This window comes from Gimesia fumaroli (assembly GCF_007754425.1).
GTDB lineage: Bacteria > Planctomycetota > Planctomycetia > Planctomycetales > Planctomycetaceae > Gimesia > Gimesia fumaroli.
Window position 1 is genome coordinate 6,435,751 of record NZ_CP037452.1, and the last position, 18,089, is coordinate 6,453,839.

At 50.1% G+C, this 18,089-nt stretch carries 12 protein-coding genes; 5 read left to right on the top strand and 7 right to left on the bottom strand.

The annotated features are described in order from the left end of the window. Positions 1 to 12: 12 nt before the first annotated feature. From Enr17x_RS24485 to dxr, 3 genes are all read right to left on the bottom strand, one after another. On the bottom strand, positions 13 to 450 hold the full coding sequence (locus Enr17x_RS24485) for a hypothetical protein (RefSeq protein ID WP_145312295.1): 438 nt from the start codon (positions 448 to 450) through the stop codon (positions 13 to 15). Positions 451 to 581: 131 nt separating this feature from the next. Continuing rightward, a complete protein-coding gene (locus Enr17x_RS24490) occupies positions 582 to 2,591 on the bottom strand; it encodes a site-2 protease family protein (RefSeq protein WP_198000774.1) in 2,010 nt (669 codons plus the stop codon). After that, positions 2,582 to 3,727 carry a 1-deoxy-D-xylulose-5-phosphate reductoisomerase gene (gene dxr / locus Enr17x_RS24495; RefSeq protein ID WP_232100844.1) on the bottom strand — a complete coding sequence of 382 codons (1,146 nt, stop codon included), beginning with the start codon at positions 3,725 to 3,727 and terminating at the stop codon, positions 2,582 to 2,584. The genes Enr17x_RS24490 and dxr overlap by 10 nt, the downstream gene beginning before the upstream one ends. Positions 3,728 to 4,135: 408 nt before the next feature. Between dxr and ftsH the strand changes: the two genes are divergently transcribed. Then, entirely contained in the window at positions 4,136 to 6,193 is a 2,058-nt protein-coding gene (gene ftsH / locus Enr17x_RS24500) for an ATP-dependent zinc metalloprotease FtsH (protein WP_145314150.1), read from the top strand. Continuing rightward, positions 6,190 to 6,780 (top strand): LOG family protein, encoded by a 591-nt coding sequence (locus Enr17x_RS24505; protein ID WP_145312298.1) that lies wholly within the window; start codon positions 6,190 to 6,192, stop codon positions 6,778 to 6,780. Before ftsH ends, Enr17x_RS24505 begins: the two co-directional genes overlap by 4 nt. Positions 6,781 to 6,816: 36 nt before the next feature. Here the strand turns inward: Enr17x_RS24505 and acpS are convergent, their stop codons facing one another. Next, a complete protein-coding gene (acpS, locus tag Enr17x_RS24510; RefSeq protein WP_145312299.1) occupies positions 6,817 to 7,203 on the bottom strand; it encodes a holo-ACP synthase in 387 nt (128 codons plus the stop codon). Between the two features lie 276 nt (positions 7,204 to 7,479). Between acpS and Enr17x_RS24515 the strand changes: the two genes are divergently transcribed. Both Enr17x_RS24515 and Enr17x_RS24520 read left to right on the top strand, forming a co-directional pair. Continuing rightward, positions 7,480 to 9,465, top strand: a complete 1,986-nt coding sequence (locus tag Enr17x_RS24515) for a redoxin domain-containing protein (protein ID WP_145312301.1) — start codon at positions 7,480 to 7,482, stop codon at positions 9,463 to 9,465. Between the two features lie 260 nt (positions 9,466 to 9,725). Beyond that, a complete protein-coding gene (locus tag Enr17x_RS24520; protein WP_145312303.1) occupies positions 9,726 to 13,835 on the top strand; it encodes an SUMF1/EgtB/PvdO family nonheme iron enzyme in 4,110 nt (1,369 codons plus the stop codon). Between the two features lie 9 nt (positions 13,836 to 13,844). Here the strand turns inward: Enr17x_RS24520 and Enr17x_RS24525 are convergent, their stop codons facing one another. From Enr17x_RS24525 to Enr17x_RS24535, 3 genes are all read right to left on the bottom strand, one after another. After that, positions 13,845 to 15,299 carry a sulfatase gene (locus Enr17x_RS24525; protein ID WP_145312305.1) on the bottom strand — a complete coding sequence of 485 codons (1,455 nt, stop codon included), beginning with the start codon at positions 15,297 to 15,299 and terminating at the stop codon, positions 13,845 to 13,847. A 37-nt stretch (positions 15,300 to 15,336) separates the two neighbouring features. Next, positions 15,337 to 16,737 (bottom strand): Si-specific NAD(P)(+) transhydrogenase, encoded by a 1,401-nt coding sequence (gene sthA / locus Enr17x_RS24530; RefSeq protein ID WP_145312307.1) that lies wholly within the window; start codon positions 16,735 to 16,737, stop codon positions 15,337 to 15,339. Positions 16,738 to 16,858: 121 nt separating this feature from the next. After that, positions 16,859 to 17,428, bottom strand: a complete 570-nt coding sequence (locus tag Enr17x_RS24535; RefSeq protein ID WP_145312308.1) for a Uma2 family endonuclease — start codon at positions 17,426 to 17,428, stop codon at positions 16,859 to 16,861. Positions 17,429 to 17,593: 165 nt separating this feature from the next. Here Enr17x_RS24535 and Enr17x_RS24540 point away from each other — a divergent pair, with 165 nt between their 5' ends. Beyond that, a complete protein-coding gene (locus Enr17x_RS24540) occupies positions 17,594 to 18,088 on the top strand; it encodes a GNAT family N-acetyltransferase (RefSeq protein ID WP_145312310.1) in 495 nt (164 codons plus the stop codon). Position 18,089 lies beyond the last annotated feature (1 nt).

Here is an 18,089-nt window from a genome sequence, read left to right on the forward strand (position 1 = left end):
GAGACCAGACGCTTATTCACCCTGGGAATCAGTGGAATCCCCATTCGTTTCCTGAATATTCCGAATGGATGGCACCCAGGTCCGCTGGTCATCAACCGTCTCACGGATTGACTCCAGCGTTGGCGGTTGATTATTTCCATAGTTAACATGACTGGAACGTTTTCGAGGCCGAGGCTTGTATTCGCAAGTCTCGGCGTCTTTCTTTTTCCACCAGTGCCACAAACGAAGCGAATCCTGATGCGCTTCGGGCGGCTTATCGCGTAACAGCCAGAGCACTAGCAGCAGCACCGTGATCACGCCAATCGCGATGATCATCGGTCTGCCCGGTGGTTCTCCGCTACTGACGACCACGAACACACAGGCGAACAATCCCCCCACCAGTGTGAATACTGTGGCTAACCAGGCCGCCGCCTGATCTCCCGAACCATGAGGGGATCGACCTGCTGTCATCTATGAGTTCTCCGATGTACTGCACCTGATTTGAGATATGACTTGCTGTTCTTGGAACAAACAGGAAATGCTGAGTCTCATCTCAGGATAACAAATTTCTTTCCGTACATCAAAATAAATTTTCGGTTCGCTTACAGGAAAATGTCCAGATACAACACGAAGAGCATCAAACCCAAAACAAAAATCATGCCGACATAAGTGGCAGCAGCGAGAACCTGTTCGTTGGGTCGCTTTCGTGTGATTCCTTCCCAGCAGAGAAAGACCATGTGGCCGCCGTCCAGCACCGGAATCGGCAGGAAGTTCAACACGGCCAGATTCACACTCAGAAAACCGAGGAATAATAACAGTTCGGAATACCCCTGATGCGCCACTTCATAAGCTACGGAAGCAATCTTCACCGGCCCACTTAATTCCAGGGGAGAAACACGGCCCGTGACGAGGCTTTTCAACGTCAGATAAATATCTTTCGCGGAGTTCGTTGTGTAGGCGACTCCCATTCCCAGCGCCTGTCCCATATCTTGAGCCTGTTGAGTTTCCCGCAACATTTCCATTTTGATGCCCCGTATCGGAAGAGACCATTGTTCTCCCGGTTCCTGATTCGGATTGACCCAGGGAGTCATTTTGACCTCGCGCAATTGACGTTTATTACTGACGGTCAATTCCACAGGCCAGCCTGGACGCGCCTGGATTTCCCAGAACGCATTGGCCCAGTTCACATTTTTGTCATCAAATTCATAGCTGACTTCCGGCATCCCGTTCCAGTCTGCTGAAGTTTGATTTTCCGGCAGCATGATCTTGATTTTTTTTATCCGCTCATCCGGTTTAATTCCCGCTTTGGCAGCCGGGCTTCCCTCTTCCACTTTGAGCACAGTGGGAATTACGTGGAACGCAATCCCCAGTGAACCTACCGATAATGGTGTATTCGCATAAATGGGATGTTCCAACCACGCGGGATTGTCCAGCGGAACCACATTCAGATTGACTTCCGTCGGATTCGCTGCATCTTGCTGACGTTTGACAACCATCGCAACGGTTTCGCCTGCTTTGTCTGAAAAATAATTAGGCAAACGCAAGGGATTCAACGCTTTCCCGACATCTTTCCCATCAATATGCGTAATCTTGTCGCCGACTTTCAAACCAGCGCGGGCCGCGGGAGAACCATCCTGGATGGATTCTATCTGACCAATATCCATCCAGAGCCCCAGGCTGTGAAAGGGATTATTTCCCACCGTGATTTCTACGATTTCCGTAGCCGGCGTTCCCTTTCGATTGACTCCGGCCTTTACTGTCTGATTGCTTTTGGAAGCAAACGCACGTTGCAGCTCTGCATAATTTGCGATCGGTTTCCCATCGATGGTTCGAAACGTGTCTCCCTGCAGGAAACTCGGTTCGGCTTTCGCAGCTGCTGAGCCTTTGCTGGTCACACTGGCTCCCGGATCCTGATAGGTTGGAATCTTCAAACTGTTAGCGGGAATCAGACCAATTTGCGGCCGCGTGCCCGTACGATCAGGCGTAATGGTGACTTCAAATGTTTCACCATTCAGATGTGTGCCTTCCATTGTGATATCACCATCACTGAAAGCACTGCTGCGAATGATATCCATATAGGAAGAGGCTTTTTCGCCGTCAATTTTTTCGATCACATCACCAGGCTGAATTCCCGCTTGCCAGGCAGGCATTCCCGGAATTGCTGCCCCGACCACGCTGGGCATCGAGGCGACTCCCATACGAAACGCGAGGGCGAAGAACAACATCCCGGTGATGATATTCATGATCACTCCCGCCGAAATGATTCCCATTCTCTGATACACGGGCTTCGCAGAATACGAACGGGGATCGAGGGCAATTTCTTCACTGGTCAGCTGGCTGGGATCGACATCATCCTGCCCCAGCATTTTGACGTAGCCACCAAAGGGAATGATCGAGAGCGCATACTCGGTCTCACCATATTTGAAGCTGTAAATGATCGGCCCGAAACCAATACTGAACCGTTCGACTTTCACATCACACCACTTGGCAACAGCGAAGTGCCCCAGTTCGTGAAAGAAAATTACCAGCCCCAGCCCTAATGCAACCAGGGCGATGTTGGTAATTTTGCCAACGAGGGTTCCTAACAATAGACCGGACAACACTACTTCCACTTTTTTATCTCCTTGCGAGCCCAGCCATCCAGAAGAAACAGTTCTTCCAGATCAGGGTCAGGATCGAATTGATGTGATTCTAATACTTGTTGACAGGAGGTCGCGATATCACAAAAACGAAATTCCCCTGCCAAAAATCGCTCAACGGCGGCTTCATTCGCCGCATTTAATACCGCACCGCACGTCCCCCCCTTTTCGGCAACTTCAAATCCAAGTCGCAACGCAGGGAACGCTTCCAGGTCAGGTGGTTCAAAGGTTAATTCAAAAGACCGACTCCAGTCCATCGGAGTATTCAGGCCCGCTATCCTATCAGGATACGTAAGTGCGTACTGAATGGGAAGCCTCATATCGGGAGGCGAGAGCTGTGCCACCACCGATCCATCCACAAATTCCACCATCGAATGCACAATGGACTGCGGATGAACGACCACCGAAATTTGATCTGCAGACAGGTTAAACAGCCATTTGGCTTCAATAATCTCGAGCGCCTTGTTCATCATCGTGGCAGAATCGATGGTAATTTTGGGGCCCATCTCCCACGTCGGATGGGCCAATGCACTTTCGGGCGTAACATCTTTCAGTTCTGAAAGTGTCGCACCCCGAAAGGGACCTCCGCTGGCTGTTAAAATCACACGTTTTACTTCCTGGGGATGCCCCGCCTGCAGCGCCTGAAAGATTGCATTGTGTTCACTGTCGACAGGCAATAAGATCGCATTGTTTTTCGCCGCCAGATCCATAATTAGTGGCCCTGCAACGACTAATGTCTCTTTATTGGCAATGCCGACCGTTTTCCCCGCTTCTATCGCCGCCCAGGCTCCTTTCAAGCCGGCAGCCCCGACAATTCCGCAAATGACGATATCTACTTCCTCAGAAGACGCCACGCGTTCGATCTGATCTTCCCCAAACAGCAGTTCCGTGGAATCAGAAAACGCATCGGGGCTGGCGGTCGATTTCAATCCTTCATTGCTCAACACAGACCAGCGGGGATGAAACTGCTTTGACTGCTGCGCCAGCTGTTCCCAGCTGTTATGTGCGGTAATTGCAGTGAGTTGCATTTCCTGGGGATGGGCGGCAATCACATCAAGTGTACTGGTACCAATCGAACCCGTAGACCCGAGAACGGCTATTCGCTTCATTCGACCCTGTTTTCTCATCCTCAGTCGGTATAATTGACTGTGCTATCGATTCACTTAAGAGCGGAAAAAAGACATGCCTCGGTTCAGTTTTTTGCCCTAACCACCAACGAATCCGCATTTTAGGCGTAATAATTAAACATGGCAAGAGGCATTCCCACTGTAGCAGGTCCTTTTCCGGGCACCTTTTATTCAGAACGGGGATTTCTCGGGAAACGTTTGATTGACCCCTTTGCTGAAACGACATACATTAACCATAAAGCTAAGATGAAATACTTCTGCTGGAATCACTTCTGCTCTAAAACGGATTTGATCGACGACTCAAACATATGAACCTATGGACCCTGACGGCTTCGACTGAACCAGTCAGCATAGCGCACTCCTCTGAAAAGATTATTCCACATGCCAAACATGGATTCGAATCAACCAAATCGAAAAGAACGTCCTTCACCGCCTGAGAACTCTCCCAAAGGTGATGGTCGACGTCCTGAACCCAAGGGGCCCAAGAGCAACGCGCTCTGGTACCTGATTGTAGGCGGGTTGATTCTGGTCATCACGCTATCAATTTTCTCGAACAATACACGCGGCGACAAAATCAAATTCGGCGATTTCGTCAAAGGTCTCAATGACGGAAAATATAACAAGACCAACGTGCACGAACTGAAATTCGGCACAGACTACATCGTCTTTCAGGATCAGCCCAAACCGGAATCTCCTGAAAAAGGCACCTTGCCGGAAACCACCAAGAAATATTACATCCCGGTCTGGGGAATTCCCTCCGAAACCCGCGCACAACTGCAATCGAAGCTGGAATCAAAAGATATCGTGGTTGATTCCGAAAGCCGCCCCTCTGAATGGGAATCGCTGATCGCCGTTTTGTTTTTCCCGATCGTGCTGTTGATTTTTGTGATTTACCTCTTCCGCCGCATGGGAGGCGCAGGCTCGCCTATGTCATTCGGACGCAGCCGAGGGAAGATGTACGCACAAGAGGATATCGAAGTCACCTTCAGTGATGTCGCAGGCATCGAAGAAGCCGTCGAAGAACTCCGCGAAGTCGTGGAGTTCTTGAAAACACCCGCCAAATACCAGGCACTCGGCGGCCGCATTCCCAAAGGGGTTTTGCTCGTCGGTCCTCCGGGAACCGGAAAAACCATGCTCGCCAAGGCCGTTGCCGGCGAAGCAGGTGTGCCCTTCTATGGTCTATCTGGTTCTGACTTCGTGGAAATGTTTGTCGGCGTGGGTGCTGCCCGCGTGCGGGATATGTTCCAGCAAGCGGCCCAGCGATCGCCGGCCATTATTTTCATCGACGAACTCGACGCACTCGGAAAGACGCGAGGCAGCGGCATGCCCGGCGGTCATGATGAGCGCGAACAGACACTCAATGCACTCCTGGTGGAAATGGACGGATTTGGTTCCGATCAGAGCGTGATTGTGATGGGCGCCACCAACCGTCCGGAAACATTAGACCCGGCGTTAATGCGTCCCGGTCGATTCGACCGTCACGTACTCGTTGACCGTCCCGATGTCCGCGGCCGAGAAGCGATTCTTAAAGTGCACAGCGCCAAAGTCAAAATGGACGAATCGGTCAACCTGCAACACATCGCCAAGATCACCCCCGGTTTCGTGGGAGCGGATCTGGCCAATCTAATCAACGAAGCAGCTCTGCTCGCCGCACGAAATAATAAAGACGCCGTCTCCATGCTGGAATGTGAAGAAGGCGTTGAACGCGTCGTCGCAGGTCTGGAAAAATCGACCCGACTGATTCATGAAGACGAAAAAAGCCGCGTCGCCTATCACGAATGCGGACACGCTCTGGTGGCCTGTTCGCTACCCAATGTCGACCCTGTGCACAAAATTTCGATCGTGCCCCGTGGCTTAGGTGCACTCGGCTACACGCTGCAGCGTCCTGAAGAAGAAAAGCAACTGGTCACACAAAGTGAACTGGAAAGCCGGATTTGCGTACTGCTGGGTGGTATCGCCGCCGAAGAAATCATTTACCAGGAAACCTCAACCGGTGCCCAGAACGACTTGCAGCGGGCCACCGACCTGGCACGACGCATGGTCACCGAATTCGGTATGAGTCAGAAACTAGGCCGCGTGCATTACAGCGAAACCAGACGTTCCCCATTCCTGGGCGACTCACAAAATTCGGGTGAAGGGGTTCACAGCGAAAATACATTGCGGGAAATCGATCTGGAAATCAGACGGATCATCGATCAATGCTCAAAAATTGCTTACGAAGTGCTGGATGAACGCCGCGAACTGCTGGAACATCTCACCAGAGATTTGCTCGAATGCGAAGTAATGGACATGGACCAACTCCAGGCCATTCTGAAAGAGCATCAACGGGGCCCGCAAATCAAACCGGGCACCTTTAAAGGAAGCACTTCTGAAAGCAAAACCAGCGATCAGGAAAAAGAAGAACCTCCAGCCGATAACGATCAGCCAGCTGACGGAACAGGAGCATGAGCAAACTCAAAAGCCTCTGCGTCTTTTGCGGTTCCAAAGCGGGAAGCGATCAGCAGTACCAGCAGTCTGCCATTGAACTGGGTCGTCTCATGGCGCAACGCAACATCGCGCTCGTGTATGGAGGTGGCAGTGTCGGATTGATGGGCATCATCGCCGACGCGGTACTGGAATCCGGGGGAAAGGTCATCGGCGTCATTCCGCGACAGCTGGCAACGAGAGAACTCGTGCACCCCGGCGTCAAAGAAATGTATGTCGTCGAAGATATGCACACCCGCAAAGCAAAAATGTCGGAATGCTCCGACGCCTTCATCGCCATGCCGGGCGGCTTTGGAACATTGGAAGAACTGTTCGAAGTCGTCTCCTGGGTGCAGCTGGGAATTTATTCCAAACCGGTCGGCTTGCTGAATACAGCCGGCTTTTACGATCCGCTGTTGAACATGGTCGAACATTGCATCGAAACGGAATTCATCAAACCCAAATACCGGGACCTGATCATCGCCGACGACAGCCCATCCACATTGCTCGATCATCTCGAACGGCACGAACTGCCGACCATCGAAAAAATCCTGAACCCCGATCAGATTTAACCAGCCAGATTTAATCCACGGCTTCCAGTGCTCGGATTACCCGGCGTTGCCCAGTGCGATCGCCGTTGCTGTCGCAAATTCGCGACTGTGAGATATGGTAATCAGAATCTCTTCAATCCCCATTTCTCCGGCGTAACTCTCTACTCCACCGGAAATCACAATAGTCGGCTTACCGCTTTTTAAATTGATGACTTCGATTTCTTTCCAACCGATTCCTTTGATAAAGCCGGTTCCTAACGTCTTCATCACCGCTTCCTTGGCGGCCCAGCGACCGGCATAATGCTGCTCCTTGTTCTTTTTAGAGCCGCAATACTCGTTTTCACTCTCTGTAAACACACGATTCAGAAACGTATCTCCATGCCGCTCAATCATTTGACCGATGCGTGAGATCTCGACGATATCTGTTCCCAATCCGACTATCACTGATATTTACCTTGCTTCTGATCGCATGTATAATGAAGGCGATTTCAAATCTTTCTCTGATTTCTGAAACAGAATCAATTCCGGCGGGGTATTTACCTCTAGAGCGGCTTGAGCAGAATCGTCCGTTCAATTTCGGTTGTTCTGCGAAGAAATCAAACCACTCTGAAAAACGCGACGCAACCTTCAACCCGATTCCGGGTTCGATAAGGAAATGGTGTTTTAAACAGAATCAGCGCCCATCATTAAATATGAGTTGAGAGGGGAGTTCAAGGTCGAATGCAACGCTTCTATTATCTAATCCCGGGATTCCTGTCGGTCTGTCTGTTTACCTCTTCGGTATTTGCTGCATCAACGGATTCTCTCATCGGAAAAAAGATCGAGAATTTCAGCCTCAAAGATTTTCGTGGGAAAACCGTGCAACTGAATGACCAGCAAGACAAAAAGTTGATGGTCATCGCCTTTCTGGGAACCGAATGCCCGCTGGCCAAACTGTACGGCGGCCGTCTCCAGAAATTATCAGACGAATTTTCAGAGCAGGGCGTTGCCTTTTATGCCGTCATGTCCAATCAGCAGGACTCGCTGACGGAGATCGCCGCTTACGCACGCAAACATGATATTCAATTTCCAGTCCTCAAAGATGCCGGCAATCATGTCGCCGATCAAATCGGCGCTGTACGAACTCCTGAAGTCTTTCTTCTCGACCAGGAACGAAAAATCCGCTACCACGGTCGTGTGGATGATCAATATGGCGTTGGCTACATCAGGGATGAACCCAACCGGGAAGATCTCAAAGTCGCCATCACAGAGTTACTCGCACAGAAACCAGTCAGCGTTGCTTCCACAAAACCGGTTGGCTGTTTCATCGGCCGCATCCGCGAGCCTGATCCCAACAGCACGATCACCTATTCCAATCAGATCTCCCGCCTGTTTCAAAAACATTGCGTCGAATGCCATCGAAAGGGAGAAATCGCACCGTTCGAACTGACTGAATACCAGGAAGTCGCTGGCTGGGCGGAAACGATCGCCGAAGTCGTCCGCGATCAACGCATGCCTCCCTGGCACGCCGACCCGGCCCACGGCAAATTTGCCAACGACCGCAGTCTGACCAAAGCAGAAAAAGAACTCATTTACCAGTGGGTCGAAAACGGCGCACCGGAAGGAGATCCCAAAGATCTGCCCGCACCGAAAACATTTGTCACTGGCTGGAAGCTGCCTCAAAAACCAGACGCCGTTTTCTATATGGATGACAAACCATTTACCGTTCCCGCACAAGCCGGTAAGCGAGGCGTCAAGTATCAGTATTTCACAGTCGATCCCGGCTTCAAAGAGGACAAGTGGATCACCGGTGCCGAAGCACTGCCCGGCAACCGGGCCGTCGTGCATCATATTCTGGTCTTCGCTCGCCCGCCTCAGGGAAAACGGGTTCGCGTCTTCGGAGAAGGCGATCAATTCCTCGTCGGTTACGTTCCCGGTTCACGCGAAGTCATGATGCACCCGGGAATGGCCAAGAAAATTCCCGCCGGCTCCAAGCTGGTCTTTCAGATGCATTACACCCCCATCGGCACCGAACAACAGGATCGCAGTAAACTCGGCCTGGTCTTCACCGAGGAATCTAAGGTGACGCATCAGGTCGTAACGGCGCAGGTCATCAACGAAGACTTTGTCCGCCGCCGGTTTAAAATCGCCGCCAATGACGACAACTTCAAAATCGAAGCGACTTCGCCCCCCAATGATCGCAAAGGCCTACTGTTGAGCTACATGCCGCATATGCACGTGCGGGGGAAATCGTTCCGCTACGAATTGAGAAAAACGCCGGATAAGCCAGGCGAAATTCTAATTGATGTCCCCGCCTTCGATTTCAACTGGCAGACAGCTTATGGGATCGAAAAACCTATTCCCATCGAAATCGGCGACTACATTCACTGTGTCGCGCACTACAATAACTCTGACAGCAACCCTTCAAACCCCAACCCCAACGAAGCCGTCCCCTGGGGTGATCAGACCTGGCATGAAATGATGATCGGCTACTTCAATGTCGCGATCCCCATAGAAGAAGCGCAGGAAGAGAACCAGTTCAAAACAGTCGCCTTCCGACTCGTCCGCCGTCGTGATAAAAATGCGAACGGCAAACTGGAACAGACCGAAGTACCACTGACGGAACTCCCCTTGTTCTTCAAGGCCGACCAGAACAAGGACGCAGTCGTCACCGTCGACGAACTCGCCACCATGATCGAAAAAACTCGCGGCAAGAAAAAAGAATAGCAGTACTTCGTATATTTTCGTTTCAAGCGAAAGCCACTGTCAGACGAGTGAAATCTTCTGACAGTGGCTTTTATTCTTTCTGCCTTCATTTCTGGCATGCTTTCCCCTTTCAGTAGACCAAATGAATAATAATATATATTTGTATTGATCATGCATCTGAACGGCCATAATATAGTACGAACGCAGTCAGGCCGCGCATCACCAGACTCAACTATGGAAACAGCTCTTAATCCCCACCTGTATTATCGATTAATCGAGTAATGACAAAGTTTGACCCCTACCAAAGATGGCTTGGAATTCCGCCTCAAGATCAGCCTCCCCATTTCTACCGCCTGCTGGGATTGGAGTTGTTTGAAGAAGATCCCGAAGTCATCAAAGCTGCCGCCGAGAACGCCATTGCCTTTATCCAGCAAAATGCCTTTGGCGAAGAATTACAAAAGTCGCAGAGGCTACTGAAAGACATCGAAAAAGTTGCCGCTTACCTGATGTCTCCCCCTCACAAAGCCAAATATGATAAAAAGCTGAAGGCCAAACTGGGAATGTCTCCCCCGGAGGTGACAGCCCCGGAAGCGCCCACGCAATCGACAAGCCCTCAACCCAAAACAGCAGCGCCAACGTCGCCCTCGTCTCAGGAAAGTCCCCGACCAATCCAGGTGGATTCACAGTCTGCTGTTTCAACATTGGAAAAATCAAAACGGGCATCCAAAATCAAACTGGCTGGATTCGAGATCAGTTATCCAGCAGCGGCGGTGGGAATTGCTGTCTTTTTAGCGGTCGCAATCCTGCTCGGCATGCAATTTATGGGAACCGATTCCGCGCAACCCACCAGCGTTGCTAAACAACCACCAGCGCCAGCAGCAACCAGCGAGTCTCCAAAACCACAAACTCCCCAAAATCCGGCACTGGTAGCCAAAGCGAACAAGCCTGTTCCAAAACCGCTAAAACAACCAGAAGATCCCAAGCCCGCTCCCCCAAAACCTGACGCACCGCTGCCTCCGCCGGCTGAAGAATTTGCAGGCCGCTTCACAGTGCGCGCAGATACATTCAACAAAAAACCAGGACAACAACTGCCGGACGTCACGGTTGACCTGCTGTATCAACCGGGGCTCAAAAAAGAGGGACGAATTAAACTGGGAACATTCATAACGGATGCCAACGGTCAGGGAGAATTAAAAGTCAAACTGACACCGCAGCAGCAAACCGGAAAGTTTCTGGTTAAATTGACCAGAAAAAACGAATCCTGGGAACGCAAACTGGATCACTTCCCCAATGAACTGACTCAAACTCTGAAAATACCGGTTCAGGCGGAACCAGAATACTTAAACCCGCAATGGATTGAGCAACGACTCACAGAAGTGAATCTCGACGATTTAATCGCTGAGTACCGGAAGGTAAATGATCCTGCTGTTCAAGCAGTCGCATCCGCTCTCGATTTATCCCGGCATATTCTGCACGATCACCCCGAAGCCCTGCGCGAACAATTACAACTAAGGCTCCAATCTCATCAGGAACCTGAACTGGCAGTTTTCCAGACACTGCCAAATGAGAAAATTCAGATCCGATCCGAATGGCCTACCTTCCATCAGGCGGGTGGGCCATTGGTCCGAACGATCGACAAAGCATCAGGATTCGGAAATTGCCTGGCAGTTACACCCGATGGGCAATATGCTGTTTCAGAGAAAAATGACAAATTATTAAGAATCTGGGATCTTTCAACCGGCGAATTGATACGCAGCCTCAAAGGACATACCAATAGCACAACTTGTGTCGCGGTCACTCCCGATGGTAAATACATTGTGTCCGGTTCAGATGACAAAACGCTCAAAGTCTGGGAATTCGAAACCGGAAAATTAATTCACACTCTCCAGGGACACCCTGAAAGCGTTACTTGCCTTGCAGTTTCGCCCGATGGAAAACATGTCATTTCAGGAGATTCTGACAAGAGCTTGAAGCTTTGGGACCTGAAATCAGGGAAACTGATTCGAACCAACAGCAGACACAAACAGGGAGTCACTTCTGTCGTGATCTCACAAGACGGGAAGACCATACTCTCTTCGTCTGATGAAAGCCTGATACTGAGTAACTTTGAGACCGGCAAAGGAATTCGAGAGCTTAAATCTGGCCATGGCTCATTCAGGGAATTTACGGTGACACCTAGTGCTACTATTCTCGTTTCAGGCGGTGGTCAACCTAAAGTCTGGGAACTTACGACCGGTAGACAGATTATGAACCTCGAATGCGACCGAATTGAAAGTCTTACCTGCCTTGCGGTTTCTCAAGATAGAATGCAAGTCATTGCCGGAATGTATCCCAACAGCCTGATCTTGTACGACTTGGTATCAGGAAAACAAATCCGAAAGTTCAAAGGACATTCCGATCGAATCAACAGTGTTATTTTTTTACCCGATGGGAAACATTTCATTTCAGGCTCGCTAGATAAGACTCTGAAATTATGGAACCTGGAAAATAATTATCCAGTCCCTTTCCCGGAAACTCATCTTAGACCAGTCAATGGCATGGCCATCTCACCTGACGGGAAACAGGCCCTGTCAGGCTCAGATACCGAATTGAAGGTGTGGGATCTACAAAAAGGTGAATTACAAAATAACTTCAAAGAAACATTACACCACAATACCTGGATCTCTTATTTACCCGATCAACGGTTTGCGATCTCAGGTTCTGGCTCACTGTTCACGGGCTGGGATCTAACGACCGGCACGATGACCCATAAGTTTAACGCCGATCAAGTCTTTTCTAACTTAGCAGTCTCGCCAGATGGTTCATATGGTATTACGGAATCACAAGATAACCGGACGAAATGGAATGAAATCTATGTCTGGGATCTTGCCAACCGTAAACAGATCCACGTTCTGGAAGGCCATGAAAAAAGAATTGCCTGTCTGGCTGTGTCAGCAGATAACAGACAGCTGTTCTCAGGAAGTAAAAATGAATTAAAAGTCTGGGATCTGGAAACGGGAAAACTGCTTCACACCTATCAGGACCAGATCGGCTTGATACGTTGTCTGGCATTATCTCACGACGGGAAATACGCTTTGACCAGCGCCTATGTTGACAAACAACGTGCGATACAGTTTTGGGATCTCATTAATCGAAAGCGGGTTCACTCACTTAAAGGGCATACTAGTATTATTCAATGTCTGGCAATATCACCCGATGGAACTTTCGCAGCCTCTTATGCACCGGATCACACAATCAGACTGTGGGACCCGCTCAAAGGCAAGCTGCTTGCAACTTATCACTTCGACGATTATGCGAATAAGATCGACATTGGTCCTGATAATAGAACGTTGCTTGTCGGCTGCCGTTCAGGACGCGTCCATAAGTTCAGAATTGTCATGCCGGGAGAAGTCATTCAGCCGGCGTCCCCGGTACTCGCAGAACAATCGACACAAAACTCGACCGCACAAATACAGCAAACCGCTATCGCAAAAACGCTGGATAGAAAAGTCAAAATCATTAATTCTCTGGAGATGCACTTCGCCTTGATTCCTGCTGGAAAATTTATAATGGGCAGCGGCAAATCCGCAGCAGAAATCGCCCAACAGTTCGACTCCAATCCATCCTATTTCGAAAACGAGCGTCCTCAGCACGAAGTTCAAATCGAAAAGCCTTTCTACATGGGAATGCATGAGGTCACAATCGATGATTTTAAACAATTTATCAACATGACCGGTTATAAAACAGATCTCGAACGAAGTGGCAGAGGAGGTGCAGGCTGGGACGATTATTCACAAAAATTCAGAACCGGGATCGCAGATTTTAACTGGGCAAAAACAGGCTGGTCCAAAAGTAATTTTCACCCTGTTGTCAATGTCAGCTGGAACGATGCCGTCAGTTTTTGCAAATGGCTCAGCCAGCGAGAGAAAGCAACATATCGCTTGCCGACCGAAGCAGAATGGGAGTACACATGTCGGGCCGGAACAACCAGCCTGTTTTACTACGGCAATGATCCGGAAGCGATGGCACCGTTTGGAAATATCTGGGACAAAACCGCCAACCAGCAGTTTCAAGTCAACTATGCAAATCTGAAAGGCATCTCAGCCGAGGACAACTTTGCCTTTACTGCTCCGGTAGGAAGTTTCAAACCCAATTTCTGGTCGATTTACGATATGCACGGCAATGTCATGGAATGGTGCAGTGACTGGATGGGGGATGAGTACTACAATACCCTCAAGGGAAAAGTCGTCTCTGACCCCCGGGGACCAGAGACCGGATCTGACCGCGTCCTGCGCGGGGGATGCTGGTCTTTCTTTCCTCAGCACGCCCGCGCCGCCTCCCGCTCGAAACTTGCCCCCTCCAGGTCCGCACATAATGTCGGGTTTCGAGTGGTTCTGGAAATTGAACCGTAAATCAACCGATTATTTCACGGCTTTCGCTTTCTTGTTCCGTTTTCCACCGCCGCGCTGATTCTTCTTTTTCTTCTTGCCAAGCGATTGATCGTGCGGTGCATCGGGGGCGTTTTTTTCAGGGAACCACTGAGCGAGTTGCCGCTTTACCGTCTTATAGTTGGGATCGTCCGCCAGATTCTTCCATTCCATCGGATCGTTCGCATGGTCATACAACTCCTCGCTGCCGTCCTTATAGCGAATCAAGCGATACTGGTTACTGCGAACCGCATGATTCAATCGACCGTGTGTCGTCAACGCCGGGCGGTCCCATGTCTTCTCCGGGTCTTTCATCAAAGGCACCATACTCACGCCATCCAGATGTTTTCCAATCGGCAGCGTACACAGCTCACACAGCGTCGGGTAAATGTTCATAAAATCGACCGCCTGCTGACAGCGTGAACCGGCTTTCGTTATACCAGGCACAACCATCATCAACGGCGCCCGCGTCGCTTCTTCCCAGAGCGAGAACTTGCGCCAGTGATGTTTCTCACCCAGGTGCCAGCCATGATCGCCCCACAAAACCACAATCGTATTGTCTGCATACGGGCTGACATCGAGTGCATCCAGCACGCGCCCCACCTGCACATCTGCAAAAGCGATACTGGCCAGATACGCTTGAACCGAATAACGCCAGTTATCCGTTTTCAGAATCTTCGCATGATCTCCTTGCGGTCTTGCCATCCGCACGCCCGCCTTGGGAATATCATCCAGATCATTTTCCAGCACTTTGGGTAACTGAATTTTGTCAAGCGGATACATGTCATAATACTTACGAGGCACCTGCCAGGGCATGTGCGGCCGATAAATGCCACACGCCAGGAAGAAGGGTTTCTCATGTTTCTGGCCCAGATAATTGATGGCGTAGTTGGCCATCTTATAATCACTCATCTCCCGGTCTTCCACATCCAGCACGCCCCAGATGATCGTACCGGCGCGACTGTGCGGATCGTTCAAGACTGCGGGCGTCGGCTTCGGATCGCCGGTCTGCTTCAGATAATCATCCCACGAATCAGGATCGTTATAACGACCGTGAAAGATCTTTCCCGATCCCACCGACTGATAGCCGTGTTTGCTGAAATGTTGAGGCAGCGTCACCACATCGGGCATCACGGGTCGCCAGGGTTGCGAATTCAAATACACGCCGGAATTCGAAGGGCGAATGCCCGTCATCAAAGCAGCCCGCGAAGGATTACAGGCCGGTGCTGCACAATGAGCGTTCGAAAACAACACGCCTCGCGACGCCAGACGATCGATGTTGGGCGTCTTACAATCTGGATGCCCACCCAGGCAACTGATCCAGTCGTTTAAATCATCAACGGCAATAAACAGGACATTCGGCTGCTTGGTCTCCGCAGCGAATAAACTCGTTCCACCAGTAAATACGATGAACGCCAACAACAAGATCGAAAGGAGCGAGCGACTCATTTCCTGTTCCCCTGATAAATAGATTGGAAATACAACCCTAGAACAGACGATTATACCCGTTCAGCGCAGCCACGCGATAGGCTTCTGCCATCGTGGGATAATTGAAAGTCGTATTGATGAAATACAGCAGCGTATTCGCCGAGCCGGGCTGAGACATAATTGCCTGACCAATGTGAATAATTTCCGAAGCATTCGGACCAAAGCAATGAATCCCCAGAATTTCCAGCGTCTCGCGATGAAACAACAGCTTCAGCATCCCGACGGGACGATTCATGATCTGCGCACGGGCCAGATGTTTGAACATCGAATGCCCGACTTCGTACGGAATTTTGGCTTCGGTTAATTCCCGTTCGGTCTTACCCAAAGAACTGATTTCAGGACTCGTATAAATGCCCGTCGGGATATCGCGAATCAACGCCCGCTCGCATTCTCCGTTATCCAGATGACTGGCGGCGTAGCGTCCCTGCACATAAGCGGCACTCGCCAGTGATGGATAACCGATGATATCTCCCACGGCATAAATATGCGGCTGCGAGGTCTGGAAATCATCATTCACCTCAAGCTGCCCACGGGAATCGGGTTGAATATCCAGGTTCTCCAGACCCAGATTTTCCGAGTTCCCGGCGCGACCCGCTGCAAACAGCAGGATATCCGTCTTCAGTTTCTTCCCGGATTGAAGCGAGATGATCACACCGTCGTCGGTGCCATCGATCGATTCATAATGCTCACAGTGCCGCAGTAATACACCGCTCTCGCGCATATGATAACTCAATGCATCACTGATTTCATCATCCAGAAAATCGAGCAGGGAACTGCGGGTATTAACCAGATTCACTTTCATGCCCATCGTCCGCAGCATGGAGGCATATTCACAGCCAATCACCCCGGCACCATAAACGCTGATCGAGCGCGGCGTGAAACTCAGATCCAGAATCGTATCACTACAGAAAATCCGAGGATGGCTGAAATCAATGTTATCGGGTCGATAAGGACGCGACCCGGTGGCAATCACGGCATAATCGAATGTCACTTCTTCTGTCAGTCCATTGGGGGTGTCGATGTGAATCCGATGCGGATCCAAAAACCGCGCCTCTCCTTCAACCAGCTCAACACCATTTCGTTCATAAAACGTACGCCGCATGCCGACTTGTTTTTGAATCACCGAAGCGGCGGTCTTTCGCAGTTCCGGAAATTCCAGATCCAGAATCATTCCGGAGCGTCCCATCTGGCGCATGTAATTATTGATCTCGGACATTCTCAGAATTGAATACCGCAGTGCCTTACTGGGAATGGTCCCTTTATGCGTGCAGCTACCGCCAATCTCATAGAATTTCTCGATGGAGATCACCGATTTACCCTGCTTGATGGCTTGCATCGCAGCCCCTTCACCCCCGGGGCCGGTCCCAATCACAGCCACATCAAAATGTGCTTCTGACATCCTGAAACTTTCCTTGATAATTCGTATTAAGATATCGCTGAGGCGAGCAGCCAGATTTCAACAACGATAGATTAAATTAAATTGAATAAACGAAATAAAATAATAGAGCCGACAAGGATCTTTACCACCAGACCGGTTCTGCAAACAGGTCTTCTACTGTCATCGAAAAGTCAGGTAGTACTTCACCACCATTGATTTTTCCGCTGATATCAATCACCTGACTCCCCTGACCGGGCAGATACTCGAGCACTTCTTTCTCTTGAGGATCAATCACCCAGATTAATTCGACGCCCCAATTCACATACTCGGTCACATGTGTTTTCATCAATCGTCGCCGGTCAATCGTCGACGCCACTTCGATGATCACAGCCGGTATTTGTTCGGAAATCGCTTTATCGGTCTCTTCAAAGCGTTTCCCTCCTTTAAAGAGACTGACAGCAGGAAAACGAACCGTATCCGGGTTCCGTTCCACAAGCAATCCCAGATCGAAACAGGCGTATCCCTGATCGACCTTGTGTAAATAGACAGACAGTACCTTCGAAAAATTCAATACAATTGTGCCATGTTCAACATCGGGTGGCTCAAGAGTAATAATTTTTCCCTGCTCCAGTTCTGTCCAGCGGCCTGCATCCGGTAACTCAATCCGGGCATCCAAAAATTGTTCCGCAGTATAGGTTTGCGATTCGGGCATTCACTTTTTCCATCAGATTACGCTTATGTTATTCAGAAAATGCGACTGGTTTCTGACAAGTCCTGATCACCTTTCAATTTTCCTTCAAACATCATAGCATACAGGCCGCTCTCTCGTCAGTCTTACCTGAAGTTTCACTTTAACAATCTCCTTTGATTTACTGTCATGAAAATTCGTCCCTATCAGCCACAGGATTTGAATACCCTGAAAGAAATCACCGTCGAAGCCTTTCAAGGCGTCTCCATTGATGAAGGCATCGAACGTGAATTCGGTACCATCAATCACCATGACTGGAAATGGCGCAAAGCCCGGCATGTGGAAGCCGACGCCATACGTGAACCAGAGGGAATTTTCATCGCGGAAGTCGAAGAGAAAATTGTGGGATATATCTCCACCTGGCACGACCCGGAAGCGGGAATCGGCTATATCCCCAATATGGCATTTATTCCCGAATGCCGAGGGCAGGGCATGGGCCGCAAACTGCTGGAATATGCACTGGACCACTTTCGTCAGCTCAAGCTTTCCCTTGCGAAAATCGAAACTCTGGAACAGAATGCAGTTGGCAACCACCTTTATACTTCATTGGGGTTCAAAGAAATTGTGAAACAGGTTCACTTCGTCGCACCACTGTCCCCCTCTGATACAGAAGAGAGTCTGTAAG

Excerpts from the sequence above, each read along its gene's own strand:
- Enr17x_RS24525 (WP_145312305.1), bottom strand. The coding sequence starts at position 15,299 with ATGAGTCGCTCGCTCCTTTCGATCTTGTTGTTGGCGTTCATCGTATTT.
- Enr17x_RS24520 (WP_145312303.1), top strand. The coding sequence starts at position 9,726 with ATGACAAAGTTTGACCCCTACCAAAGATGGCTTGGAATTCCGCCTCAA.
- Enr17x_RS24535 (WP_145312308.1), bottom strand. The coding sequence starts at position 17,428 with ATGCCCGAATCGCAAACCTATACTGCGGAACAATTTTTGGATGCCCGG.
- Enr17x_RS24540 (WP_145312310.1), top strand. The coding sequence starts at position 17,594 with ATGAAAATTCGTCCCTATCAGCCACAGGATTTGAATACCCTGAAAGAA.
- Enr17x_RS24485 (WP_145312295.1), bottom strand. The coding sequence starts at position 450 with ATGACAGCAGGTCGATCCCCTCATGGTTCGGGAGATCAGGCGGCGGCC.
- ftsH (WP_145314150.1), top strand. The coding sequence starts at position 4,136 with ATGGATTCGAATCAACCAAATCGAAAAGAACGTCCTTCACCGCCTGAG.
- dxr (WP_232100844.1), bottom strand. The coding sequence starts at position 3,727 with ATGAAGCGAATAGCCGTTCTCGGGTCTACGGGTTCGATTGGTACCAGT.
- Enr17x_RS24505 (WP_145312298.1), top strand. The coding sequence starts at position 6,190 with ATGAGCAAACTCAAAAGCCTCTGCGTCTTTTGCGGTTCCAAAGCGGGA.
- Enr17x_RS24515 (WP_145312301.1), top strand. The coding sequence starts at position 7,480 with ATGCAACGCTTCTATTATCTAATCCCGGGATTCCTGTCGGTCTGTCTG.
- sthA (WP_145312307.1), bottom strand. The coding sequence starts at position 16,737 with ATGTCAGAAGCACATTTTGATGTGGCTGTGATTGGGACCGGCCCCGGG.